Annotated in this window: 14 protein-coding genes, 1 tRNA gene and 1 rRNA gene; 4 read left to right on the top strand and 12 right to left on the bottom strand. The window is 71.1% G+C overall.

Features of this window, described 5'->3' with window-relative positions:
- Positions 1 to 66: 66 nt before the first annotated feature.
- The 3 genes from ACZ6B8_RS06530 (at position 67) to ACZ6B8_RS06520 (ending at position 6,816) form a co-directional block, all read left to right on the top strand.
- The gene (locus tag ACZ6B8_RS06530) at positions 67 to 4,752 is read left to right on the top strand and encodes an ATP-dependent helicase (RefSeq protein ID WP_471606489.1); all 4,686 of its coding nucleotides are present in this window, start codon (positions 67 to 69) and stop codon (positions 4,750 to 4,752) included.
- A 203-nt stretch (positions 4,753 to 4,955) separates the two neighbouring features.
- Positions 4,956 to 5,756: an Fpg/Nei family DNA glycosylase gene (locus ACZ6B8_RS06525; protein ID WP_471606488.1), complete on the top strand. Its 801-nt coding sequence runs from the start codon at positions 4,956 to 4,958 to the stop codon at positions 5,754 to 5,756.
- 100 nt (positions 5,757 to 5,856) lie between these two features.
- A complete protein-coding gene (locus ACZ6B8_RS06520) occupies positions 5,857 to 6,816 on the top strand; it encodes an SDR family NAD(P)-dependent oxidoreductase (RefSeq protein WP_471606487.1) in 960 nt (319 codons plus the stop codon).
- A gap of 718 nt (positions 6,817 to 7,534) precedes the next feature.
- On the opposite strand, the gene ACZ6B8_RS06515 is transcribed toward ACZ6B8_RS06520, so the two are convergent.
- The 9 genes from ACZ6B8_RS06515 to ACZ6B8_RS06475 form a co-directional block, all read right to left on the bottom strand.
- The gene (locus ACZ6B8_RS06515) at positions 7,535 to 8,005 is read right to left on the bottom strand and encodes a Dps family protein (RefSeq protein ID WP_471076577.1); all 471 of its coding nucleotides are present in this window, start codon (positions 8,003 to 8,005) and stop codon (positions 7,535 to 7,537) included.
- A 165-nt stretch (positions 8,006 to 8,170) separates the two neighbouring features.
- On the bottom strand, positions 8,171 to 8,545 hold the full coding sequence (locus ACZ6B8_RS06510) for a helix-turn-helix domain-containing protein (RefSeq protein WP_055564110.1): 375 nt from the start codon (positions 8,543 to 8,545) through the stop codon (positions 8,171 to 8,173).
- Positions 8,546 to 8,654: 109 nt separating this feature from the next.
- Positions 8,655 to 9,272 carry a CinA family protein gene (locus ACZ6B8_RS06505; RefSeq protein WP_471606486.1) on the bottom strand — a complete coding sequence of 206 codons (618 nt, stop codon included), beginning with the start codon at positions 9,270 to 9,272 and terminating at the stop codon, positions 8,655 to 8,657.
- Positions 9,269 to 9,967 (bottom strand): CDP-diacylglycerol--glycerol-3-phosphate 3-phosphatidyltransferase, encoded by a 699-nt coding sequence (pgsA, locus tag ACZ6B8_RS06500; protein WP_471076572.1) that lies wholly within the window; start codon positions 9,965 to 9,967, stop codon positions 9,269 to 9,271. Before pgsA ends, ACZ6B8_RS06505 begins: the two co-directional genes overlap by 4 nt.
- Positions 9,964 to 11,445 (bottom strand): 30S ribosomal protein S12 methylthiotransferase RimO, encoded by a 1,482-nt coding sequence (rimO, locus tag ACZ6B8_RS06495; protein WP_471076569.1) that lies wholly within the window; start codon positions 11,443 to 11,445, stop codon positions 9,964 to 9,966. Before rimO ends, pgsA begins: the two co-directional genes overlap by 4 nt.
- A 139-nt stretch (positions 11,446 to 11,584) precedes the next feature.
- Positions 11,585 to 12,478: a helix-turn-helix domain-containing protein gene (locus ACZ6B8_RS06490; protein WP_471606485.1), complete on the bottom strand. Its 894-nt coding sequence runs from the start codon at positions 12,476 to 12,478 to the stop codon at positions 11,585 to 11,587.
- 212 nt (positions 12,479 to 12,690) lie between these two features.
- Positions 12,691 to 15,492 carry a DNA translocase FtsK gene (locus tag ACZ6B8_RS06485; protein ID WP_471076563.1) on the bottom strand — a complete coding sequence of 934 codons (2,802 nt, stop codon included), beginning with the start codon at positions 15,490 to 15,492 and terminating at the stop codon, positions 12,691 to 12,693.
- 146 nt (positions 15,493 to 15,638) lie between these two features.
- Entirely contained in the window at positions 15,639 to 16,322 is a 684-nt protein-coding gene (locus ACZ6B8_RS06480) for a response regulator (protein ID WP_471076560.1), read from the bottom strand.
- A 244-nt stretch (positions 16,323 to 16,566) separates the two neighbouring features.
- Positions 16,567 to 22,083, bottom strand: a complete 5,517-nt coding sequence (locus tag ACZ6B8_RS06475; RefSeq protein WP_471076556.1) for a HAMP domain-containing protein — start codon at positions 22,081 to 22,083, stop codon at positions 16,567 to 16,569.
- A gap of 348 nt (positions 22,084 to 22,431) precedes the next feature.
- Between ACZ6B8_RS06475 and ACZ6B8_RS06470 the strand changes: the two genes are divergently transcribed.
- Positions 22,432 to 25,053: a SpoIIE family protein phosphatase gene (locus tag ACZ6B8_RS06470; protein ID WP_471076553.1), complete on the top strand. Its 2,622-nt coding sequence runs from the start codon at positions 22,432 to 22,434 to the stop codon at positions 25,051 to 25,053.
- 62 nt (positions 25,054 to 25,115) lie between these two features.
- Here the strand turns inward: ACZ6B8_RS06470 and ACZ6B8_RS06465 are convergent.
- The 3 genes from ACZ6B8_RS06465 to rrf form a co-directional block, all read right to left on the bottom strand.
- Positions 25,116 to 25,188: transfer RNA gene (locus ACZ6B8_RS06465), tRNA-Thr, on the bottom strand.
- A gap of 83 nt (positions 25,189 to 25,271) precedes the next feature.
- Positions 25,272 to 25,985 (bottom strand): DegT/DnrJ/EryC1/StrS family aminotransferase, encoded by a 714-nt coding sequence (locus ACZ6B8_RS06460; RefSeq protein WP_471606484.1) that lies wholly within the window; start codon positions 25,983 to 25,985, stop codon positions 25,272 to 25,274.
- Between the two features lie 84 nt (positions 25,986 to 26,069).
- Positions 26,070 to 26,186: ribosomal RNA gene (gene rrf / locus ACZ6B8_RS06455) — 5S ribosomal RNA — on the bottom strand.
- Between the last annotated feature and the right edge of the window lie 145 nt (positions 26,187 to 26,331).

Below are 26,331 nucleotides of genomic sequence, written 5' to 3'. Positions count from 1 at the left end.
CGACGTGCTCGACGCTCTGATCCGCAGGTCGGCGCCGTTGTCAGTGGCGGGGTGCACGATGGGGGCATGGTCAGCTCCGCGTCCCGTGCCGACGGCGCCCGCAGCGCCCTTGACGGATTCTCCCCCGCGACCCGCGGCTGGTTCACGGGGGCCTTCTCCGCGCCCACCGCTGCCCAGGCCGGGGCGTGGCAGGCCATCGCGGAGGGATCGGACGTGCTGGTCGTCGCGCCCACCGGTTCCGGCAAGACCCTGGCCGCCTTCCTCGCCGCCCTCGACCAACTGGCGTCGACGCCCCCGCCCGCCGACCCGAAGAAGCGCTGCCGGGTGCTGTACGTGTCCCCGCTGAAGGCCCTCGCGGTCGACGTGGAGCGCAACCTGCGCAGCCCCCTGACCGGCATCCGCCAGGAATCGGTGCGCCTCGGCCTGCCCGAGCCGGAGGTGCGGGTCGGCATCCGGTCGGGTGACACACCGGCCGCCGAGCGCCGGGCCCTGTCGACCCGGCCGCCGGACATCCTGATCACCACCCCCGAGTCGCTGTTCCTGATGCTCACCTCCGCCACCCGGGACGCGCTCACCGGCATCGAGACGGTGATCCTCGACGAGGTGCACGCCGTCGCGAGCACCAAGCGCGGCGCCCATCTCGCCCTCTCCCTGGAGCGCCTCGACGAACTGCTGCCGAAGCCCGCCCGCCGCATCGGCCTGTCGGCGACGGTCCGGCCGGTGGACGAGGTAGCGCGCTACCTCTCCCCCAAGCGCAAGGTCGAGATCGTCCAGCCACCGTCCGGCAAGGAGTTCGACCTGTCCGTGGTCGTTCCGGTGGAGGACCTCGGGGAGCTGGGCGGGTCTCCGGCCACCGACGCGGCCGACGGCCCGGGCGCCGAAGCGGAGCGCCCGTCGATCTGGCCGCACGTCGAGGAGCGCATCACCGACCTCGTCCAGGCGCACCGCTCCACCATCGTGTTCGCCAACTCACGCCGTCTGGCCGAGCGCCTGTGCAACCGCCTCAACGAGATCGCGTACGAGAGAGCGACCGGTGAGCCCCTCCCCGAGGACCACTCCCCGGCGGAGCTGATGGCCGAGTCGGGCGCCGCCAAGGGGGCCCCGCCGGTGCTGGCGCGCGCCCACCACGGCTCGGTCTCCAAGGAGCAGCGCGCGCAGGTCGAGGAGGACCTCAAGGCGGGCCGGCTGCCGGCGGTCGTCGCCACCTCCAGCCTCGAGCTGGGCATCGACATGGGCGCGGTCGACCTGGTGGTGCAGGTGGAGTCGCCGCCGTCGGTGGCCTCCGGGCTGCAGCGCGTGGGCCGCGCGGGCCATCAGGTGGGCGCCGTCTCCACGGGTGTCGTGTTCCCGAAGTACCGGGGCGACCTGGTGCAGGCCGCCGTCGTCACGGAGCGGATGCAGACCGGCTCCATCGAGTCGTTGCGCATCCCGGCCAATCCCCTGGACGTGCTGGCCCAGCAGCTGGTGGCGATGGTCGCCCTCGACACCTGGCAGGTCGACGACCTCCTGACGGTGGTCCGCCGGGCGGCCTCCTTCGCCTCCCTCCCGGAGTCGGCGTTCACGGCCGTCCTGGACATGCTCGCCGGCCGCTATCCCTCCGACGCCTTCGCGGAGCTGCGCCCGCGCGTGGTCTGGGACCGCGTCGCGGGCACGGTCACGGGCCGTCCGGGCGCCCAGCGGCTGGCCGTCACTTCGGGGGGCACGATTCCCGACCGCGGCCTCTTCGGGGTCTTCCTCGCGGGCGCCGACCCCAAGAAGGGCGGCGGCCGCGTCGGGGAGCTCGACGAGGAGATGGTGTACGAGTCCCGGGTGGGTGACGTCTTCACGCTGGGCACCAGTTCCTGGCGCATCGAGGACATCACACGCGACCGCGTCCTCGTCTCCCCCGCCCCCGGCGTCCCGGGCCGCCTGCCCTTCTGGAAGGGCGACCAGCTGGGCCGGCCGCTCGAACTGGGCCGTGCGCTCGGCGCGTTCCTCCGGGAGGTCGGCGCGCTCTCGCCGGAGGACGCGCGCGGGCGCCTGCTCGCCACCGGCCTGGACGCCTGGGCCGCCGACAACGTCCTGTCCTACCTCGCCGAACAGCGCGAGGCCTGCGGGCACATCCCGGACGACCGCACGATCGTGGTCGAGCGGTTCCGCGACGAGCTGGGCGACTGGCGGGTCGTCGTGCACTCCCCCTTCGGAGCGCAGGTGCACGCCCCCTGGGCCCTCGCCCTCGGCGCCCGCCTCACCGAGCGGTACGGCATGGACGCCCAGGTCATGCATGCCGACGACGGCCTGGTGCTGCGGCTGCCCGACGCCGATCTGATGAGCCTCGACCTGCTGGACCAGGAGCCCACCGCTCCCCCCGTGGAGTACGACTCCGAGAAGGCCCCGATCGGCGCCGGCGACGTGCTCTTCGACAAGGGCGAGGTCAACCAGATCGTCACCGACGAGGTGGGCGGCTCGGCGCTGTTCGCCTCGCGGTTCCGCGAATGCGCCGCCCGCGCGCTGCTGCTGCCGCGCCGCAGCCCCGGCAAGCGCACCCCGCTGTGGCAGCAGCGTCAGCGCGCCTCCCAACTGCTGCAGGTGGCCAGCGAGTTCGGATCCTTCCCGATCGTCCTGGAGGCGATCAGGGAATGCCTCCAGGACGTCTTCGACGTGCCGGGGCTCACCGAGCTGATGGGCGACATCGAGTCCCGCCGCGTCCGCCTCGTCGAGGTCACGACGAACGAACCCTCCCCGTTCGCCCGCTCCCTCCTGTTCGGATACGTCGCCCAGTTCCTGTACGAGGGCGACTCCCCCCTCGCCGAGCGCCGCGCGGCGGCCCTCTCCCTGGACTCGCGGCTGCTCGCCGAGCTCCTCGGCCAGGCGGAGCTGCGCGAGCTCCTCGACGCCGACGTCCTGACGGAGCTGGAGCAGGAGCTCCAGTGGCGTACGGAGGACCGTCGCGTCAAGGACTCCGAAGGCGTCGCCGACCTGCTGCGGCTCCTCGGGCCGCTCACCACGGCCGAGCTGGTGGAGCGCGGCGCCGAGCCGCAGTGGCCCGAGGAGCTGGCGTCCGCCCGCCGCGCGATCCGGGTCCGCATCGCGGGCGCCGAGCACTGGGCGGCGATCGAGGACGCGGGCCGGCTGCGCGACGCCCTCGGCACGGCCCTGCCGGTCGGCGTTCCCGAGGCCTTCATGGAGCCGGTCAAGGACCCGCTCGGCGACCTCCTGGCCCGCTTCGCGCGTACGCACGGCCCCTTCACGTCCGCCACCGCCGCCGCCCGCTTCGGCCTCGGAGCGGCGGTCACCGAAGGGGCGCTGCAACGCCTCGCGGCGAACGGCCGCGTGGTGCAGGGAGAGTTCCATCCGGCCGGCATCGGCCAGGAGTGGTGCGACGCCGCGGTCCTGCGGCGCCTGCGCCGCCGCTCCCTCGCGGCCCTGCGGCACGAATTGGAGCCGGTGCCCCCGGCCGCGCTCGCCCAGTTCCTGCCCCAGTGGCAGAACCTCAGCGGGCACGGCCTGCGGGGCATCGACGGCCTGGTGCGCGCCGTCGAGCAGCTGCAGGGCGCCACCGTCCCCGCCTCCGCCCTCGAGAAGCTCGTCCTGCCCTCACGCGTCACGGGCTACCACCCCGCCATGCTCGACGAACTGACCGCGGCCGGCGAGGTGGTCTGGGCCGGTGCCGGATCCCTGCCGGGCAAGGACGGCTGGGTCTCCCTCTACCTCGCCGACACCGCGCCCCTGCTCCTGCCTCCCCCGCACCCACTGGAGCTCACCGCCCTGCACGAGGCGGTCCTGAACACCCTCTCCGGGGGGTACGGCCTCTTCTTCCGCCAGATCGCCGACCAGGTCCGCGCCACCACCCACCCCGGGGTACTGGATCCCCAACTGGCCGACGCCATCTGGGAGCTGGCCTGGTCGGGCCGGCTGACCAACGACACTCTCGGCCCGATGCGCTCGCTCCTCGGTTCGGGCCGCACCGCGGGAGCCACCGCCCACCGCGCGAAGCGCAGCGTCCCGCGCGGGCGCTACGGCAGCCTGACCGGGGCCGCCCGCCCCACCTCTCGTACCGGCCCGCCGACGGTCGCGGGCCGCTGGTCGCTGCTCCCCGACCGCGAGACGGACCCGACCCTGCGCGCGCACGCCCTGACCCGCGCCCTGCTGGACCGGCACGGCGTGGTGACCCGCGGCGCGGTGGCGGCCGAGGGGGTCGAGGGCGGCTTCTCCGCCACGTACCGCGTCCTGTCGGCGTTCGAGGACAGCGGGCAGGCGCGCCGTGGCTACGTGGTCGAGGGGCTGGGCGCGGCGCAGTTCGCGATGGACGGGGCGGTGGACCGGCTGCGCGCCACGGCGAACGCCCGCGAGCGTACGGAGGGTGCGCGCCCGTCCGACGCCCAGGCCGCCGTGGTGCTCGCCGCGGCCGACCCCGCCAACGCGTACGGGGCCGCGCTCCCCTGGCCCGAGCCGCCGAAGGACACCACCCACAAGCCGGGCCGCAAGGCGGGCTCCCTCGTCGTCCTGGTCGACGGCGAGCTGACGCTCTACATGGAGCGCGGCGGCAAGACGCTGTTGGCCTGGCCCGCCTCTGCGGAGGACGCGCTCGGCGAGGACCCGCGCCTGCACGCCGCCGCCGAAGCGCTCGCCGGGGCGGCCAGGGCGGGGTCCCTCGGCACCGTCACCGTGGAGCGGGTCAACGGCGTGGCCGCCCTGACCTCTCCGTTCGCCCCTCTCCTGGAAGGAGCCGGTTTCCACGCCACCCCGCGCGGGCTGCGCCTGCGAGCGTGACGGCACGCGGCCTTGGGGGCGGCGCGCCCGTAGGCGAAGACCAAGACAAGAGACCTAGGCGATGGCAGCCCCAAAACTCCCACTCCACCAACCGCCCCCACCCATGCAGACGGGGTCCCGCACATACGTGACCCCACCCCTTCGTACGCCAAGCGCGCGTCCGGCCCGCCCCGCCCCGCCTCCGTCATGCCACCCTTGATCTCATGCCCGAAGGTGACACCGTCCTGCAAGCGGCCCGGCGCCTGCACACCGCCCTGGCCGGGCACAGCCTCACGCGCTCCGACCTGCGCGTGCCCAAACTCGCGACCGTCGACCTCACCGGCCGCACCGTCCTGGACGTCACCCCGCGCGGAAAGCACCTCCTCACCCGCATCGAGGGCGGCCTCACCCTCCACTCCCACCTGCGGATGGACGGGTCCTGGCGGGTGTACGCACCGGACGAGCGCTGGCGCGGCGGCCCCGGCCACCAGATCCGGGCGATCCTCGGCAACACCGAACGGACAGCCGTCGGCTACCGCCTGCCCGTCCTCGAACTGCTCCGCACCACCGACGAGTACAAGGCCGTCGGCCACCTGGGCCCCGACCTTCTCGGCCCCGACTGGGACCCGGAGCGCGCGCTGAGCAACCTCCTCGCCGCGCCCGACCGCCCTCTCGGCGAGGCTCTCCTGGACCAGCGCAATCTCGCGGGTATCGGCAACGTCTTCAAGAGCGAGATCTGCTTCATCCTGGGCGTCACCCCCTGGCTCCCCATCGGCGAACTCCCCAAGGAGAAGACCGCCCGCCTCCCCGCCCTCTGCAAGAAGCTCCTGGAAGCCAACCGCGACCGGTCCTCCCGCACCACCACGGGCCGTGACCGCGACGGCCAGCGCCTCTTCGTCTACGGACGCGCGCCGCGCCCCTGCATGCGCTGCCGCACCCCGATCCGCGTCGGCGAACAGGGCGACGGTTCCCGCAACCGCCCCACCTACTGGTGCCCGACCTGCCAGTCGGGGCCGACACCGTAGTCCCTGACCAGCCGATCGCCGGATCCGCGCCCCGAGGCCGTAACCAGCGACCCGCACCCACTAGTTGACGCCCCGTCAGGTACAGCCGTACCGTCCCGTCATGCCCGTCACGGCGTACGACCTCACCGGACGCACCGCATTCGTCACCGGCGCCGCCAGCGGCATCGGCCGCGCCACCGCGCTGCTCCTCGCGGAGGCGGGCGCCACCGTCCACTGCGCCGACCGCGACGAACAGGGACTCCACCAAACCGCCGCCCTCATCGAGGCGGCCGGGGGCACCCCGTACACCTATGTCCTCGACGTCGCGGACAGAGCCCAGGTCGAGCAGGCCGTGACGACGGCCGCGACCACACCGGCGACCCCGGCCAGAGCCGCAAACCCGGCCGAAGCCGCCCCCACGACCGCACTCGCAGCCACCCCCGCGCCCACCCCAGAAGCCGCGGCCACGGCCCCCCTCACCCCCGGCGACACCCCCCGCCTCGACATCATGGCCGCCATCGCCGGCGTCATGCACAGCAGCTCGGTCCTGGAGACCCGGGACGAGGACCTGGACCGGGTCCTGAACATCAACTTCAAGGGCGTCCTGTACGCGTGCCGAGCAGCGGCCCGCACAATGATCGACACGGGTTCCGGCGGCAGCATCATCACGATGGCCTCGGGAGCCGTCGACACCGGCGGCCCCGGGCTCCTCTGCTACGGCGCGGCCAAGGCGGCCGTCGTCCAGCTCACCAAGACCCTGGCCACGGAGGTCGGCCCGCACGGCATCCGCGTCAACGCGGTCGCGCCGGGCTGGATCCGCACCCCCATGACGACGCGGCACGCCACCGAAACCCCGGCCCGAGCCGATACCCGGCCCCAATCCGAGGACCGGTCCCAGGCCCAGCCTCAGGCACAGGCCCAGCTCCACACCGAGAAGATCATGGTCCGCATGTCACCCCTGGGCCGCGTGGGAGAACCGGAGGACATCGCGCACGCCGTACTGCACCTGGCCTCCGATGCCGCGTCCTTCACGACGGGCCAGATCCTCCGCCCGAACGGCGGCGTTGCCATGCCTTGGTGACCCCGGCCCGCGCCTCCGCCCCCACCTTTGCCCCCATCCCCAGGGCCCGCCCCCTCAGCCGCGCCAGGAGGCCGCCAGCACGCCGAACAGGGCTCTGGGCCTCACCCTTCCCCGCGCCCCCGGCCCCGCCCGCCACACCAGCCGCCCGCGCCTTGGACACACAGTGCACGGGCAGCACGCTCAGTCCCCACCCGCCGGCCGCGACAGCCCCTTCGAGCACCCCGGCATCGGGCACGAAAGCGACCCTCAGCACGCCCCACCACCACAGCGCGCCGAACGCGAGGGCAACCACCCACCGCGCGGCGCGCCGGGATATCGCCGCTCCGTCACCGCTCACCGCCGCCACAGAAGCCACCTCCCAGGAGAGGGCGCGTCGTCGTCACCGGACGAACCACGGTGCAACCGATGATGGCACCGACCCCGTGACAGCGCCCCACGATCAGGGGCGCTCGCCCGCCCGCACCCCGGCGCACGAGCCGGAGCCGCCCGGAGCACCGGCCGAGACCGACGGCACAAAAACGCCGGGGTGGCCCGGCCCCGCGGAAACGCCAGGGCGGCCCGGCCCCAGAGGGACCGGACCGCCCAAATCCATCAGCCACCGCCCATGGGAGGCCGCCCAACCGTTACAGCAGCCCTCCACCCAGGCCGCCGCACCCGCTCTCGGCCGCTCCCGGCGATCTCAGCCGTTCTCGGCAATGTCAGCCGCTGCCGGCGACTGTCAGCCGTTCTCCGCCTGGAACATCCAGTGGTGCTTCTCGAGGTCGGCCGTGATCCCGATGAAGATGTCCTGGCTGACCGGGTCGGCCTCACCCGTCGCCTGGACACGCTCCCGCATTCGGGTGATGACCGCGCCGAGCGCGTCGACGAGCGTACCGACGGCGTCCACGTCCTTGACCCAGCCCTCGGGCGTCTTGCCGATCCCGCTGCTCTGCGCCACCGTCGCCGCGCGCCCGTCGGGCGAGACGCCGAGCGTCGAGGCGCGCTCCGCCACCGTGTCGGAGTGCTGCCGAGCCGTGTCCACGACCTCGTCCAGCTGCAGATGCACGGAGCGGAAGCGCGGGCCGACCACATTCCAGTGGATCTGCTTGGCCACCAGAGACAGGTCGACCAGGTCCACCAGCGCGCCCTGCAGGGCATCCGAGACCGTCTTCAGATCCGCGTCGGACAGCGGGCTCTTCACGACGTACATCTCTCTCCTCCAACTCACGATCGAATGAGGTAAATCCCCACCAACCATGTCATAGAACCGCCAAATAGGTCGATTCATGAATCCCAGGTCACGTGGGGTGCACCCGGACAAACAGAAGCCCCGACCGGGTACCCGGCCGGGGCTTCCACACACGTGTCGGGAACGTCACGCCGCGACGACGTCGACCGCCTCCGCAGGCGCCTTGATCGTGACCCGTTCCGGTGGCACGCCGGCCACGGAGACGGAATTGAGCATCGAACGAACCGGTGCACGCACCGGCTCCGGGACTGCTGCAGACTCAGCCAGCTCGGCGAGCGACAGCTCGTCGCTCACTTCACGCATGAGCTCGGACATCCGTACGTCAAGCGCGTCGCAGATCGCGGAAAGCAGCTCGGAGGATGCCTCCTTCTGCCCCCGCTCCACCTCGGAGAGATAGCCGAGCGAGACTCGGGCGGACGAGGAGACTTCGCGCAGAGTACGGCCCTGGCGCTGGCGCTGCCGACGCAGCACGTCACCCAGCAGGCGACGGAGCAGAATCATCGGTGGCTCCCTCCTCGGACCGCGTAGCCGCATCCTTCACGCCCCACCGTACCGCCTCGCGCGGCGGCCGTGCGGGGAGCGATGTCGTGTTCACTCAGGGCTGCAAACATCAATTCCCCCCGTTCTGTTCCGTATCCTGTGCCCGCCCATTCCCCGGACGTTCGCCGGACAGCTGCTCGATGAGCAGCGTGAGGACGCTCCGTACGCTTTCCCTACGGATTTCCGCACGCCCACCGTTCAACCGCAGGGCGGCCACTTTCCCATGGGCTCCGCCATCGGCGTAACCGCGCATGTTTTCGGGTTTCGTGCCGGAAGCCGCTCCCCGGCCCGCGTCCACCCCGGGTCCGGAGACCGCCACGTACACGGTCCCGACCGGCTGTCCGTCCTGCGTTTCCGGGCCCGCGACCCCGGTGGTGGCGATCCCCCAGTCCGCGCCGAGGGCCGTCCGCACGCCCGCCGCCATCTGCCGCGCGACCTCCGGATCCACCGCCCCGCGCTGGTCCAGCAGAGTGCCGTCGACGCCGAGCACGTCCCGTTTCAGCTCCGTGGCGTACGCCGTCACGGAGCCGCGGAAGACCTGCGAGGCCCCGGGCGTCGCCGTGATCTCGGCGGCCACCAGGCCCCCGGTCAGCGACTCGGCGACGGCGAGCGTCTCGCCGCGTGCGGCGAGGAGCCGCAGCAGCGTGCGTGCCGGCGCCTCGGCCGCCGAGTCCCCGGGGGAGGTCACTTCGCCGCCTCCCGGGCGGACTCGTCCGCCGCCGCACGCGCCTCGGCCCTGCCCTGCCTGCGCAGCACGACGGCCTGCTTCACATAGTCGAGTGCGGTCACCACGGTCAGCACCACGGCGAGCCCCATCACCCAGAACCGCAGCGTGGCGAGCGGTCCGGTCAGGGCGAGAACGTACATCCCGACCGCCGTGCCCTGCGCGAGCGTCTTCAGCTTGCCGCCGCGGCTGGCCGGAATGACGCCGTAGCGGATCACCCAGAAGCGCAGCAGCGTGATCCCGAGCTCGCGCCCGAGGATCACCCCGGTCACCCACCAGGGCAGGTCGCCGAGCCAGGAGAGACAGATCAGCGCCGCGCCCATGATCGCCTTGTCGGCGATCGGATCGGCGATCTTGCCGAAGTCCGTGACCAGGTTGTACGTACGGGCGAGGTGGCCGTCGAAGAGGTCGGTGATCATGGCGACGGCGAAGGCGGCCCAGGCGAACGAGCGCCAGGCCGGGTCGTACCCGCCGTTGCCGAGCAGCAGCATCACGAAGCCGGGCACGAGCAGCAGCCGGACCATGGTCAGCAGGTTCGCGACGTTCCACAGACTGGCCTGATTGACCGCCGCGGCGCCCAGCTTCCCGCCCCGCACCGGCTTGGCGCCCGGGGCGCCCTGCGCGCCGGAACCGCTCGCGGGTGCCGGGACTCCGGTCATCTGCCGGCCTCCTGTAGACACTCAGCCACCAAGTCCACGCCCTCCGTGCCGACGACCTTTGCCACGACCATACGGCCGACCTGCGGGCCGCCCGCACCGGTGGTACCCGTCAGCCGGATCTGGCCGTCCGTCTCGGGGGCCTGGTGCGCGGCGCGGCCGAGCGGGCCCTCGTCCTCGTCCAGAGACTCCACGAGGACCTCCACGGTCTCGCCGAGCCGCTCGTCGGCGCGCTGGGAGGTGAGCTCCTCGGCGAGCCGCGCGATGCGGGCGAGCCGCTCGTCGACGACGTCCTGGTCGAGCTTCTCGTCGTACGTGGCCGCCTCGGTGCCCTCCTCGTCGGAGTATCCGAAGACGCCGATGGCGTCCAGACGGGCGCCGGTCAGGAACCGCTCCAGCTCCGCGACGTCCGCCTCGCTCTCGCCGGGGAAGCCCACGATGAAGTTGGACCGCACGCCGGCCTGCGGCGCCTTGGAGCGGATGGTGTCCAGGAGCTCCAGGAAGCGGTCGGTGTCGCCGAAGCGGCGCATGGCGCGCAGCACGCCGGGCGCGGAGTGCTGGAAGGACAGGTCGAAGTAGGGGGCGACCTTCTCCGTCGACGTGAGGACGTCGATGAGGCCGGGGCGCATCTCGGCGGGCTGGAGGTAGCTGACGCGCACCCGCTCGATGCCGTCGACGGCGGCGAGCTCCGGGAGCAGCGTCTCCAGGAGACGGATGTCACCGAGGTCCTTGCCGTACGAGGTGTTGTTCTCGGAGACGAGCATGACCTCCTTGACGCCCTGCTCGGCGAGCCAGCGGGTCTCGCCGAGGACGTCGGAGGGGCGGCGCGAGATGAACGAGCCGCGGAAGGAGGGGATGGCGCAGAACGAGCAGCGCCGGTCGCAGCCGGAGGCCAGCTTCACGGAGGCGACGGGGTTGGAGCCGAGGCGGCGGCGGAGCGGGGCGCGCGGGCCGGACGCGGGCGCGACGCCCTCGGGCAGGTCCTGCGGGATCGGCGCGGGCTCGACGGGCGCGTGGCCCGGCAGCGCGACGGCCCCCTGGGCGCCCTGCCGCTCGGCGGGGCTGATCGGCAGGAGCTGGCGCCGGTCGCGCGGGGTGTGGGCCTCGACGCTGCCGCCGCTGAGGATGGTCTGCAGGCGGCCGGAGATGTCGGCGTAGTCGTCGAAACCGAGCACGCCGTCGGCCTCGGGCAGCGCCTCGGCGAGCTCCTTGCCGTACCGCTCGGCCATGCAGCCGACCGCGACGACGGCCTGGGTCCTGCCGTGACCCTTCAGGTCATTGGCTTCGAGGAGGGCGTCGACGGAGTCCTTCTTGGCGGCTTCGACGAAGCCGCAGGTGTTGACGACGGCGACGTCCGCTTCCTCGGCGTCCTCGACGAGCTGCCAGCCGTCCGCCTCCAAGCGGCCTGCGAGCTCCTCCGAGTCCACCTCGTTACGGGCGCAGCCAAGAGTGACAAGGGCGACGGTGCGGCGTTCGGGCATGGTCTCAAGACTACTTCGTCCCCGCCCCGGCACCTCCCGCCAGGGTTACCCGCCGGTCGGCCCCAGGTCGGCGGCGCGTCACCCGGACGTCCCCGCGCCCCGCGGAGCGTCGCTGGTCAGACGCCCGCGCGGGCCGCGGTCAGCCTGCCTGCGGGTCGCCCTTCGTGTACGTGAGGCGCTCGACCTGGCCGGGCTCGAATTCGTTGTCGACCTGCTTGCCGTTCACGTACAGCTGGATCGCGCCCGCGTCGCCGAGGACGAGATCGATCTTCTGCTTGTCCTGGAAGGTCTTGTCCTGACCCTGCTCAAGGACGCCGTCGAAGAGGGTGCGGCCACTGTGGTCCTTGGCCGAGATCCAGCTGCGGCCTTCGGGGGCGACGACCTTGACGGTGACCTTGTCGCGCGGGACGCCGGCGATGGCGCTGTCCGACGGGTCGGGCTTGGGATCGGCGGGCTTGGACGGCTTCGGCTTGTGCGCCGGCTTGGAGGCGGCGGGCGTGGAGCCCTCGGCGACGGACTTCGAGCTGTCCTCGTCGTCGCCGCCGTTGAACGCGGTGAAGCCGACGAAGGCGACCACCGCGACGATCGCGGCGACCATGGCGGCGGTCCAGTTCGGCCGGCGCGGTTCGGAGCGGATGCGTTCGGCCTCGAAGAGGGGCGCCGCCGGAGTGGGCGCGGGCGGATGGCCGCCGTGGCCCTCGTCGTACTGGGCGAGCAGCGGGGCCGGGTCGACCCCTACGGCGCGCGCCAGCGTTCTGATGTGGCCGCGGGCGTACACGTCGCCGCCGCAGCGGGAGAAGTCGTCCTGTTCGATCGCGTGCACGATCGGGATGCGCACACGGGTGGAGGTGCTGATCTCGTCGACGGTCAGACCCGCGTCGATGCGGGCCTGCCGCAGGACACGGCCGATCGGGAGCCGGTCGTCGGCCTGGCGGTCGGCGGCCTGCGTCCCGTCTGCCGCGCTCTCGTCTGCGGCGCGGTCGGGGCGGTCGTCTGAAGGACGGTCGTCTTCAGGGGAGTTGCCGATGGACACGGGGGCGCCTTTCGAGCGTGTAGCCACCTGCCGGAGGTTCAGTTTAGGCGGGTCCTGAAAGGGTGGGGCAACCGGACGGACGGACTTTGTACGCCATCAGAATGGCCGGACATCCTGATGGTGGGACATCGTGCCCTTGTCTCCCTCAACTTGACGTGTGCCGAAGGGAAACGGTTGCCTGCTGATCCCTTACGGGTGAGCCTTGCCCGGCCTTATGGGCTAGCCTCCCCGCGGATCACCGCGAGCACGCCGTCCAGCTCATCAGGTTTCACAAGAACGTCACGTGCCTTGGATCCCTCGCTGGGCCCGACGATGGAGCGCGACTCCATCAGGTCCATCAGCCGGCCGGCCTTGGCGAAGCCGACGCGCAGCTTGCGCTGCAGCATGGACGTGGACCCGAACTGGGTGGAAACCACCAGCTCAGCGGCCTGGCAGAGCAGATCCAGGTCGTCGCCGATGTCCTCGTCGATCTCCTTCTTCTGCTTGGTGCCGACGGTGACGTCGTCCCGGAAGACCGGCGCCATCTGGTCCTTGCAGTGCTGGACGACCGCGTGGATCTCGTCCTCGGTGACGAAGGCGCCCTGCATACGGGTGGGCTTGTTGGCGCCCATCGGCAGGAACAGACCGTCACCCTTGCCGATGAGCTTCTCCGCGCCGGGCTGGTCGAGGATGACGCGGCTGTCGGCGAGCGAGGAGGTCGCGAAGGCGAGGCGGGAGGGCACGTTCGCCTTGATCAGGCCGGTCACGACGTCCACGGAGGGCCGCTGGGTGGCGAGCACCAAGTGGATGCCGGCCGCGCGCGCGAGCTGGGTGATGCGCACGATCGAGTCCTCGACGTCGCGCGGGGCGACCATCATCAGGTCGGCGAGCTCGTCGACGATCACCAGCAGGTACGGGTACGCCTGGAGCTCCCGCTCGCTGCCCTCGGGCGTCTTGAGCTTGCCCTCGCGCACGGCCTGGTTGAAGTCGTCGATGTGCCGGTAGCCGAAGGCGGCGAGGTCGTCGTAGCGCAGGTCCATCTCGCGCACGACCCACTGGAGCGCCTCGGCGGCCCGCTTGGGGTTGGTGATGATCGGCGTGATCAGGTGCGGGATGCCCTCGTAGGCGGTGAGCTCGACCCGCTTGGGGTCGACGAGGACCATCCGGACGTCCTCGGGCGTCGCTCTTATCATGATCGAAGTGATCAGGCAGTTGATGCACGACGACTTGCCGGACCCGGTGGCACCGGCCACCAGGATGTGCGGCATCTTCGCCATGTTGGCCATCACGTAGCCGCCCTCGACGTCCTTGCCGAGCGCGACGAGCATCGGGTGGTCGTCCTCGGCCGCGTCGGCGAGGCGCAGCACGTCGCCGACGTTGACCATCTCGCGGTCGGTGTTCGGGATCTCGATGCCGACCGCGGACTTGCCGGGGATCGGCGAGATGATCCGGACGTCGGGCGAGGCCACCGCGTACGCGATGTTCTTGGCCAGCGCCGTGATCTTCTCGACCTTCACGGCGGGGCCGAGCTCGATCTCGTACCGCGTGACCGTCGGCCCGCGCGTGAAGCCGGTGACGCGCGCGTCGACCTTGAACTCGGTGAAGACGTTCGTCAGCGAGTCCACGACCGCGTCGTTGGCGGCGCTGCGGGTCTTGCCGGGGCCGCCGCGCTCCAGGAGGTCGAGTGAGGGCAGCGCGTAGGTGATGTCGCCGGCGAGCTGGAGCTGCTCGGCGCGGGGCGGCAGCTCGCGCGGGGGCTCGGGCGCGGGCTTGGTGAGGTCCTGCACGGCGCTCTGTGCGGGCGCCTGCGGCTTCTTCTTGAGCTTGCCGGGCACCGGGGCGTCCGTGGCGCGCGCGGTCGGTACGGGCGCCGAGGGCTCCCGCTCCTCGCTCTGTTCGCGCTCCTCCCCGCGCTCCCCGGAGACGCCCTGGGTCAGATCGGCGACCAGCGGCGACGGCGGCATGCCGTGCAGCACGGCGCCGTCCAGCGCGGCGGCAGCGGCGGCCGCCACGTCCACGGCGTCCATCGGCCGGTCCATGTCCGGCTGTACGGGGGTCCTGCGGGGCCTGCGCCGCTTGGAGAGGGCGTCCTCCTCGGCCCGGTCGGGACCGTAGGGGTCGGGGCCGTACCCGTCGGGGGCGGGGGTGCGCCGGCGCGAGGGGCGGGCGGGCAGCGCCTCGCGCCACTGCTCCTCGTACCGCTCGTCGTCGTCGAAGTAGGCCTCGTCCTCCGGCTCGGGCTGGATCACGCCGAGCTTGGTGCCGAGCAGCCGAAGCCGCTGCGGGATGGCGTTGACGGGCGTCGCCGTCACGACGAGCAGCCCGAAGACGGTGAGGAGCACCAGGAGCGGCACCGCGAGGATCTCGCCCATGGTGAAGATCAGCGGCGTGGAGGACCCCCAGCCGATCAGCCCGCCGGCGTCCCTTATCGCCTGCATCCCGGAGCTGCGGGCGGGCGAGCCGCACGCGATGTGGACCTGTCCGAGGATGCCGATGACCAGGGCGGACAGGCCGATCACGATGCGGCCGTTGGCCTCGGGCTTCTCCGGGTGACGGATGAGGCGTACGGCGATGGTGCCGAGGAGCAGCGGCACCAGGAGGTCGAGGCGGCCGAACGCCCCGGTCACCAGGACCTCCACGAGGTCGCCGACCGGACCGCGCAGGTTCGACCAGGTGCCCGCGGCGACGATCAGCGCGAGCCCCAGCAGCAGCAGCGCGACGCCGTCCTTGCGGTGCGCCGGGTCGAGGCCCTTGGCGCCCCGCCCTATGCCGCGGAACATGGCGCCGACTCCGTGCGCGATGCCCAGCCAGACAGCGCGCGCGAGGCGGTACACGCCCCCGGTGGGGCTGGGCACCGGCTTGGGCGCGGGCTTCTTCGCCGCGACCCTCTTGACCGGTGCCTTCCTGACGGGCGCCTTCTTTGCCGCGATCTTCTTCGCGGGCGGTCGGGCAGCGGCCTTCTTCGCCGGAGCCTTCGTCGGCGCGACCGCCTTCTTCGCGGGCGTCTTCTTGGCTGCGGACTGACGTGAGGCCATGGGTGTGAGGTTACCGGTGTCGACCACTGCGGACACGTGTGCCCACTGCTTCACCCGTTTGTGTCGCCCTTGCGGTGGCGGAGAACTGACGGCGGTTCAGCGCGCTGGCGCGGCGCGGAACCTCGTCGGGGAGGTTCCGCGCCGCGTCAGTTCTGCGAGGGGACCGAGGGCGCCCCGCTGTCGGTGCCCGGCTCCAGGGCGTCGAGCGCCCGGCGCAGGCCGGTGAGTTTGCGTTCGAGATGGGCGGCGGTGGCGACCGCCGCGGCATCCGCCGACTCGTCGTCCAGCTGTTTCGACAGCGCCTCGGCCTGCTCCTCGACCGCCGCGAGCCGCGCCGACAGCTCGGCCAGCAGCCCGGCGGGCTCCTTGGCGTCGCCGATCGCGGCCTTGCCGCCGCCTTCCAGCTGGAGCCGCAGCAGCGCCGCCTGCTCCCGCAGTTGGCAGTTCTTCATGTACAGCTCGACGAAGACCGAGACCTTCGCGCGCAGCACCCACGGGTCGAACGGCTTGGAGATGTAGTCCACCGCGCCCGCCGCATAGCCACGGAAGGTGTGATGCGGTCCGTGGTTGATGGCGGTGAGGAAGATGATCGGGATGTCCCGCGTCCGCTCCCGCCGCTTGATGTGCGCGGCGGTTTCGAAGCCGTCCATGCCCGGCATCTGGACGTCCAGCAAAATGACCGCGAAGTCGTCCGTGAGTAGTGCTTTGAGCGCTTCCTCCCCGGACGATGCCCGCACCAGTGTCTGATCGAGCGCAGAGAGGATGGCCTCCAGCGCCAGCAGATTCTCCGGCCGGTCATCGACCAGGAGGATCTTGGCCTTCTGCACCATGGCCCGCCCTCCTCGCCCCGGCGGTACACCGGGCGCCGCCCCAGAGGACGACTCCCTTGCGCCGCCCGTCCTTGTGCCGGTCATGGTAGCCGCACCCCGCCTGTCGCCACACCCTGTCACCGCGATGTCACTGTGCACGTAGCAGAAACGCGGTGGGAGACCAGAAGGTTCCCCGCACACCGCGGTTCTACACGACCTTCACCACACTCTGTCAGCAACTGCGGGTGACGAAGCCGGTTCTCGGTCACTCAGCGCGCATCCACTGCTCCATCACCGACAACAGGTGATCCGGGTCGACCGGCTTCGTGACGTAATCGGAAGCCCCGGAGTCGATGGCCTTCTCCCGGTCGCCCTTCATCGCCTTGGCGGTGAGCGCGATGATCGGCAGCCCGGCGAACTGCGGCATCCTGCGGATCGCCGTCGTCGTCGCGTACCCGTCCATCTCAGGCATCATGATGTCCATCAGAACCACCGTCACATCGTCGTGCTGCTCCAGCACTTCGATGCCCTCGCGGCCGTTCTCCGCGTACAGCACCGCCAGGCCGTGCTGCTCCAGGACGCTGGTGAGCGCGAAGACGTTGCGGATGTCGTCGTCGACGATGAGGACCTTCTCGCCGCCGAAGTGGATGCCCGTCCGGGACGGGGCGGGGCTCTCCTGCGCCGCCGGCCACTGCTCCTGCGGACGCTGCTCCTGGGGCCGCTGCTCCTGCGCGCCCGGAGCCGACTGCCCCGGCAGCGTCGAGGGCTCCTGCGCGGGCGCGGGACGGCGCCGCCTGCGGAAGAGCGCCGCGGGGCCCGTGGACGTCTCCTGGCGCGCCGGAGCGGCCTCCGGCCGGGCCGTGTCCTCGGCCGGCGGCACCTCCTCGCGGGCGGTCAGTTCCCGCGGCTGGGGCGCGGGCGCCAGCTGCGTGTAGCCCTGGGGCGGCAGTTCGCTCGGGTGCAGCGGCAAATAGAGCGTGAAGGTCGAGCCGCGGCCCGGTTCGCTCTGCGCGTGGATCTCGCCGCCCAGCAGCCGCGCGATCTCCCGGCTGATGGAGAGGCCGAGGCCGGTGCCGCCGTACTTCCTGCTCGTCGTGCCGTCGGCCTGCTTGAACGCCTCGAAGATGACCCGCATCTTGCTGGCCGCGATACCGATGCCGGTGTCCGTCACCGAGAAGGCGATCAGGTCGGCGTCCGCGTCGCGCAGCGAACCGGCCTCCAGGAGCTGCTCGCGGATGGCGTTGGGCACGTCGTTGTTGGCGTGCCGGATCACCAGCTCGACCGCTCCGGAGTCGGTGAACTTCACCGCGTTGGACAGCAGGTTGCGCAGCACCTGGAGGAGGCGCTGTTCGTCCGTGTGCAGCGTGGCGGGCAGTTCCGGGGAGACCCGTACGGAGAAGTCGAGTCCCTTCTCCGCGGTCAGCGGCCGGAAAGTGGCCTCTACGTAGTCGACGAGCTGGACCAGCGCGATGCGCGTCGGGGAGACGTCCATCTTGCCGGCCTCGACCTTCGACAGGTCGAGGATGTCGTTGATCAGCTGCAGCAGGTCCGATCCCGCGCCGTGGATCGTCTCGGCGAACTCCACCTGCTTCGGAGTGAGGTTCGCGTCGGCGTTGTCGGCGAGCAACTTGGCGAGGATCAGCAGCGAGTTGAGCGGCGTGCGCAGCTCGTGCGACATGTTCGCGAGGAACTCGGACTTGTAGCGCATCGAGACCGCGAGCTGTTCGGCCCGCTCCTCCAGGACTTGCCTGGCCTCTTCGATCTCGGTGTTCTTGACCTCGATGTCGCGGTTCTGCTGGGCGAGCAGCTCGGCCTTCTCCTCCAGCTCCGCGTTGGAGTCCTGGAGCGCCTTCTGCCGGTTCTCCAACTCGGCCGACCGCTCCCGCAGTTGCTCGGTCAGCTCCTGCGACTGCTTCAGCAGCACCTCGGTCTTGGTGTTGACGCTGATGGTGTTGACGCTCGTCGCGATCATCTCGGCGATCTGGCTGAGGAAGTCCTTCTGGATCTGTGTGAAGGGCTGGAAGGAGGCCAGCTCGATCACGCCGAGGACCGTTCCCTCGAAGAGCACCGGGAGCACGATGACCTGCGCGGGCGGCGCCTCACCGAGCCCGGACGCGATCCGCAGGTAACCCGACGGCGCGTTCTCCACGAGGATCGTGCGCCGCTCCTTGGCGGCCGTCCCGATCAGCGTCTCGCCGGGCCGGAAGGACGTCGGCATGGACCCCATGGAGTACCCGTAGCTGCCGAGCATCCGCAGCTCGTACGCGTCCTCGTGATCGCCCCCGAGGTCCTGGGCGTCGTCCGTCGGCATCGCCAGGAAGAACGCGCCGTGCTGCGCCGAGACCACCGGCGTCAGCTCGCTCATGATCAGCGAGGCGACGTCGTCCAGGTCGCGGCGGCCCTGCATCAGGCCGGAGATCCGCGCCAGGTTGCCCTTGAGCCAGTCCTGCTCCTTGTTGGCGAGGGTGGTGTCGCGCAGGTTGGCGATCATCGTGTTGATGTTGTCCTGGAGGACCTGGATCTCGCCGGCGGCGTCCACCTCGATCTTGAGGTTGAGGTCGCCCCGGGTCACCGCGGTGGCGACCTTGGCGATGGCGCGCACCTGACGGGTGAGGTTTCCGGCCATCTCGTTCACGGACTCGGTGAGGTCCCGCCACGTGCCGTCGACGTCACGCACGCGTGCCTGACCGCCCAACTGGCCCTCGGTACCCACCTCGCGGGCGACCCGGGTGACCTGCTCGGCGAAGGACGACAGCTGGTCGACCATCGTGTTGATGGTGGTCTTCAGCTCCAGGATCTCGCCCCGGGCGTCGATGTCGATCTTCTTGGTCAGGTCACCCTTGGCGATCGCGGTGGTGACCATCGCGATGTTGCGGACCTGCCCCGTCAGGTTGGACGCCATCGAGTTCACGGACTCGGTGAGGTCCTTCCACGTACCGGAGACGCCCGGCACCCGGGCCTGGCCGCCCAGGATGCCGTCGGTGCCCACCTCGCGGGCCACGCGCGTGACCTCGTCGGCGAACGAACTCAGCGTCGTCACCATGGTGTTGACCGTGTCGGCGAGCTGCGCGACCTCGCCGCGCGCCTCCACCGTCACCTTCTTGGTGAGGTCGCCGTTGGCGACCGCCGCCGAGACCTGGGAGATGTTGCGCACCTGGCTGGTCAGGTTGTTGGCCATCAGGTTGACGTTGTCGCTCAGGTCCTTCCAGATGCCGGTGACGCCCGGCACCCGCGCCTGACCGCCCAACTGGCCCTCCGTGCCCACCTCGCGGGCGACCCGGGTCACCTGCTCGGCGAACGACGACAGCTGGTCGACCATCGTGTTGACGGTCGTGACGAGTTCGAGGATCTCGCCCTTCGCGTCGACGGTGATCTTCTTCGACAGGTCGCCCATGGCGACGGCGGTGGTGACCTCGGCGATGTTCCGCACCTGCAGGGTGAGGTTGTTCGCCATGCCGTTCACGGACTGCGTGAGGTCCTTCCAGGTGCCGGAGACACCCTGCACCTCGGCCTGGCCGCCCAGGATGCCGTCCGTGCCCACCTCGCGGGAGACCCGCGTGACCTGCTCCGCGAAGGCGGACAGCTGGTCCACCATCGTGTTCAGGGTGTTCTTGAGCTCCAGGATCTCGCCGCGCGCGTCCACGTCGATCTTCTGTGACAGGTCACCGCGCGCCACCGCCGTCGCCACCTGCGCGATGTTGCGCACCTGCGCGGTGAGGTTGCCGGCCATGCCGTTCACGGAGTCCGTCAGATCCCGCCACACCCCGGCCACGCCGGGCACCTGCGCCTGACCGCCCAGGCGGCCCTCGGTGCCCACCTCGCGGGCCACCCGGGTCACCTGGTCCGCGAAGGCGGACAGCTGGTCGACCATCGTGTTGATGGTGTTCTTGAGTTCGAGGATCTCGCCCCGCGCGTCGACCTCGATCTTCTGCGACAGGTCACCGCGCGCCACCGCCGTGGTGACCTGTGCGATCTGCCGCACCTGCGACGTCAGGTTGCCCGCCATGAAGTTGACGGAGTCGGTGAGGTCCTTCCACGTACCGCTCACGCCGTCCACGCGCGCCTGGCCGCCGAGCCGGCCCTCGGTGCCCACGTCCCGCGCCATCCGCGTGACCTGGTCGGCGAAGGACGACAGCTGGTCCACCATCGTGTTCACGGTGTTCTTCAGCTGGAGCATCTCGCCGGAGACGTCCACGGTGACCTTCTGCGACAGGTCACCGTTGGCGACCGCCGTCGTCACCTGCGCGATGTTGCGGACCTGCCCCGTGAGGTTGCGGAACGCGGTGTTCACCGAGTCGGTGAGGTCCTTCCACGTACCGGCCGCGCCCTGCACCTGCGCCTGACCGCCGAGTTCACCCTCGACACCGATCTCACGCGCCACCCGCGTCACTTCGGAGCCGAAGGCGGAGAGCTGGTCGACCATCGTGTTCGTGGTGTTCTTCAGCTCGAGCATCTCGCCCGCGACGTCCACGGTGACCTTCTGCGACAGGTCACCGTTGGCGACCGCCGTCGTCACCTGCGCGATGTCGCGCACCTGCGTCGTGAGGTTCCTGAAGACCGTGTTGACCGAGTCGGTCAGGTCCTTCCACGTACCGGCCGCGCCCGGCACGTTGGCCTGCCCGCCGAGCTGCCCCTCCGCGCCGACCTCGTTGGCCACGCGGGTGACCTCGTCCGCGAACGTCCGCAGCGTCTCGGTCATCTGGTTGATCGTCTCGGCGAGCTGGGCGACCTCGCCGCGCGCGCTCACCGTCACCTTCTGGGACAGATCGCCGTTGGCGACCGCCGTCGTGACCTGGGCGATCCCCCGCACCTGGGCGGTGAGGTTGCCGGCCATCAGGTTCACCGAATCGGTGAGGTCCTTCCACACACCCGCCACACCCGGCACCTGCGCCTGGCCGCCGAGCTCACCCTCCGTACCGACCTCGCGGGCCACCCGCGTCACCTCGGAGGAGAACGACGAGAGCTGGTCCACCATCGTGTTGACGGTGTTCTTCAACTCCAGCATCTCGCCCGCGACATGAACCGTGACCTTGCGGGACAGATCACCCTTCGCCACGGCCGTCGTCACCAGCGCGATGTCCCGCACCTGGGCGGTCAGCCGGTACGCCATGGTGTTCACGGAGTCCGTGAGGTCCTTCCACGAACCGGACATCCCGCGCACCCTGGCCTGCCCACCGAGCTTGCCCTCGGTGCCGACCTCGCTGGCCACGCGCGTGACCTCGTCCGTGAAGGTGGAGAGCTGGTCGACGAGGTTGTTGACCGTCCGCCCGACCTTCAGGAACTCGCCGCGCAACGGATGGGCGTTCCCGTCGACCCCCTGGGCCCGCAGCTCCATGCGCTGCTCCAGATCGCCCTCCGCGACCGCGGAGAGCACCCGGCCGACCTCGGAGACGGGACGTACGAGATCGTCGACGAGCGCGTTCGAGGCGTCGATCGCGGCCGCCCAGGAGCCCTCACTCGCCCCGGCCTCAAGTCGTTCCGTGAGTTTTCCCTCACGCCCGACCATGCGCCGCACCCGCGAAAGCTCACCGGTGAGGTGCAGATTCCGGTCGGCCACCTCGTTGAAGACGGCGGCGATCTCGGACATCACGTCGTCACCGGAGACCGTGAGCCGCTTACGGAAGTTGCCGTCCCGCATCGCCACCAGGGCTGCGAGCAGCCTGTTCAGAGCCGCGGCGTCCACGGAAGCCGTCGTCCCGTTGCGCGGTTTGCGCTGTTTATTCAGGGACTGTCCGTCTTTCGCGCGCGTTTTAGAACCCCGCGTCGCTGCGCCAGACTCCACTGTGTCCCTCCCGCAAGGGTCGACCGGTACTGCTCGGGTATTTCTGGGCTGTCTCCATGAAGCTTGCCCAGTGTTTCACCATGGCTGAACCAGGCCATAACAGTTCGGCAGCTTCGCACACCGTCCGCACACCCTCCGGGCGGAAACACTGACGACCGGCATCAGCATGGACGGCGAAGGTAAGTAACCTTGCATCCGGCTGTCCAACCACCCCGGTCCTGCCCGGCCAGGGCGGTGGTACACGAACAAGCGGGCATCGGAGGGGCGGCCGTCACCATGGGTTCGGGAGAACTGGGCGTCGATACAGTCGACACTGTCGACGCCGTCGATACTCGTACGAGGAGTGCTGTGATCACCGCGCGCGCGGCTGCCACCTTCGACCCCGTCGGACGTTCCGTCGCGACGGCCCGCTCCTTCGTGCGCGACACCCTCCAGGGGTGGGGGTTCTCGGACATCGTCGACGACGCCGTCGTCCTCACCAGCGAACTGGTCACCAACGCCGTGGTGCACGCAGGGACGGCCGCCGACGTCGAGTGCCTGCGCAGCGAGGACGCCGTACGCATCGAGGTCTCCGACCGCTATCCGGAGCGCGAGATCCCGCTCCAGCAGTCCTCGGTCAACATGGGCAGCCCCGACCGCGAGGGCGGCCGCGGCCTCCAGCTCTGCGCGGCGCTCGCGTCCCGCTGGGGCGTCGACTACACACCCACCCACAAGCAGGTCTGGTTCCAGCTCGACCTGCCCCACCGCCCCGTCGGCACCCGCACCGCGGGCCCCTCGCTGCCGGCCGCGCTGCTGCCCATCGCCGACGGCAGGGTCCGCGTCGCCGTCATCCAGATCGACCGCCTGGGCGCCATCTCCGCCTGGAACGAAGACGCCGGGGAGCTCTTCGGCTACGCCGCCGAGCAGGTCATGGGCAAGCCGCTCAACGACCTCGCGGCCTGGCCGCACACCCCCGGCACCAGCACCGGCATCGCCGAGGCCCTGCAACTCTCCCGCTGGGAGGGCAGCTACGGCGTCCGCGGCGCCGACGGCTGCGTGATCCCGGTCTACGCCTCGCACCTGCGCGTCCGCGACGCCGACGGCGAACCCTCCACGGTCTGCCTGCTCGTACGCGACGACGAGCGCGCCGTGCTGCAGACCCCACTGCGCGGCGCGCCCCCCGAGCCGGGCTCGCGCACCGAGCCGCACGCCACGGACCCCTTCGAGGTGTTCATCGGCTCCCCCGCCCCCGACGACCTCGACGGCCTGCTCCAGCGCACCGTCGAACGCGCCCGCGACATGCTCGACGGCGACGCGGCCTTCCTGCTCCTCGCCACCGACGACGAGACGGAGCTGGAGGTCCGCGCCTCCACGGGCCTGCCGTCCGCCCGCCAGCGCTTCGCCCGCGTCCAGGTCGAGTCGGCCCCCGGACGCTACGGCTCCGCCCGCATGCCGGCCGTCCACGAGGACCTGACGGTCGTACCGGGCGCGGTCCCGCTGCTCGCCGGCACGGGCATGCGCTCCGTCGTCACCGTCCCGCTGAAGGTGGAGGGCCGCCTCACCGGCTCCCTGGGCGTCGCCGCCGAGGCCTCCGGGCGGTACTCGAACGAGGAGGCCCTGCGCCTGCAGTTCGCCGCCGACCGCATCGCCCTGGCCGTGGAGTCGGCGCGCCTCGGCGAGCTGGAACGGCTCCGCCGCGGCTCGCTCTCCTTCCTCGTCGAGGCGTCCGACCTCCTCGCGGGCACCCTGGACCGCGACCAGACCCTGGCCCTCATGGCCCAGATGACGGTCCCGACCCTGGCCACCTGGTGCGCCGTGTACACGATCGCCGACCAGTCCGCCGAGCCCTATCTCTCGTACGTCCTGCACGAGGACGAGGAGCGCATCGACGGCCTCAAGGCCCTTCTGTCCAAGATCTCGCCGCCGGACCCGGTGCCCACCCCCGGCGCCCGCATCTGGGCGGCCCCTTCCGAGGCGGCGCACCAGGCGGCCCTGCGCACCTCGATGCGCAGCCTCGGCCTCGGCGAACCCATGACCCTCGGTTCGGGCATCGGCACGACGCTCTCCACCGCCTCGGCGGTGGGCGGCGAGACGGTGGTGCTGCCCCTGGTCGCCCGCAACCGCGTCATCGGCATGCTCACCCTCGGTAAGCCCGCCGACGAACACTTCCGCCAAGAGATCCTGGAATTGGCCGAAGATCTCTCCCGCCGAGCGGCGCTCGCCCTCGACAACGCCCGTCTCTACTCCGAGCGCATGGCCATCAGCCAGTCCCTGCAGCGCAGCCTGCTGCCGCCCGGCCTCCCGCAGATCCCCGGCGTCGAGGTCGAGGTCATCTACCGCGCGGCCGGCGAGGGCAACGAAGTCGGCGGCGACTTCTACGACCTCTTCCCGATCCGCGACGGCGCGTACGGCTTCGCGATCGGCGACGTCTGCGGCACGGGCCCGGAGGCGGCGGCCGTCACGGGCCTCGCCCGGCACGCCCTGCGCCTGCTCGCCCGCGAGGGCTTCGGCGGCCCGGCCGTCCTGGAGCGCCTCAACGCCGCGATCCTCGACGAGGGCGCCCGCAGCCGCTTCCTGACGCTCCTGTACGGCGAGTTGTGGCCCCAGGAGGACGGCTCGGCGGTCCTGAAGGTCGTCTGCGCCGGTCACCCGCTGCCGCTCCGCCTGCGCCAGGACGGCACGGTCGAGTCGTACGCGGAACCGCAGCCGCTGCTCGGCGTCATGGACGACCTCGAACTGTACGAGCAGACGATGACCCTCGACCCGGGCGACGTCCTGCTCTGCGTGACCGACGGCGTCACCGAGCGCCGCGAGGGCACCCGCATGCTGGGCGACGACGGCCTGGCGGACGTCCTGACGACCTGCACGGGCCTGACGGCGGGAGCGGTCGCGGCGCGCATCATGCGCGCGGTGGAGCGCTTCGCCACGGACGCGCCCTCGGACGACATGGCGATCCTCGCGATGCGGGTGCCCGGCCTCCAGAAGGACTGAGCACCCCGGATACGGATACGACAAAGGCCCCCGCCCAACTGGGCGGAGGCCTTTCCTATGTGAGCCCCCAAGCGGAATCGAACCGCTGACCTTCTCCTTACCATGGAGACGCTCTACCGACTGAGCTATAGGGGCCTGCTGCTTGTGGGGGTTTTCCCCGCGGCAACGGAATAGATCATACCTGAAATCGAAGGTGCCTCGAACCGCCTTCCGACGTCTCAGAACGCGGGCTGCAGCAACCCGCCGAGCGCGTTGCAGGCGGAGACCACACGGTGCAGTTCGCGCCGCGACAGGGACGCGCCGGCCGGCAGCGCCAGCGTCTCGTCGGCGGCCCGCTCGGTCTCGGGCAGATGCACGTCCCGCCAGAACCGCGGCATGCGGTGCACGGGCGTCTTCACCGGTACCCGGCAGTCAACTCCCTTGGCCCGTACGGCGCGTGCGAAGGCATCCCGGTCGGGCCGCCCGTTCCCTGGCACCCGGACGACGTACTGCTGGTAGTCGTGGCCCGCGCCGCCGTCGGGCGTCACGACGCCGCGCAGGCGCCCGCTGAGATACGCGGCATGCGCCCGCCGCCGCTCGAGCATGTCGTACGAGGTCTCCACGGCCGCGGCCTCCGGCTCCCTGCGCTCCAGTAAGAGGAGCCCCTGCCGGTTCCCGACCTCCCGCAGCCGCTGCACGGCGGCCTGGTTGCCGAAGCGGTGCACCACGACCACGGCGGCCGTCCGCGGTGTCACCACGGCCTTCACGGCGTCCGGGTCGAGGCAGTACGTGGCCGGGTCTATGTCCGCGAAGACGGGCACCGCGCCGGCGAGGACCACGTCCTCGGCGACCTCGGCGTTCCCGTAGGCCGGCACCACGACCTCATCGCCGGTGCCGACACCGGCGGCGCGCAACAATCCAACTGTCCCCATGCCTGCCGATGTTGGTCGCACGACGTGAACGGAAGGTGACGCACAACAAAAAAGAGCTGGTCCCCGAACCGAAGTTCAGGGACCAGCTCTTATCATTCAAAATTAGTTCGGCGGCGTCCTACTCTCCCACAGGGTCCCCCCTGCAGTACCATCGGCGCTATGAGGCTTAGCTTCCGGGTTCGGAATGTAACCGGGCGTTTCCCTCACGCTATGACCACCGAAACACTATGAAACTGACAACCGCACCGCAGTCGTGGCCCGACATACGGGGTTGTTCGTGGTTTCAGAACCAACACAGTGGACGCGAGCAACTGAGGACAAGCCCTCGGCCTATTAGTACCAGTCACCTCCACCCGTTACCGGGCTT

The sequence above is a fragment of the Streptomyces sp. NPDC041122 genome (genome assembly GCF_055592445.1).
The sequence above is the reverse complement of the archived record's forward strand: the minus strand, read 5'-3'. Positions and strand labels throughout refer to the sequence as shown.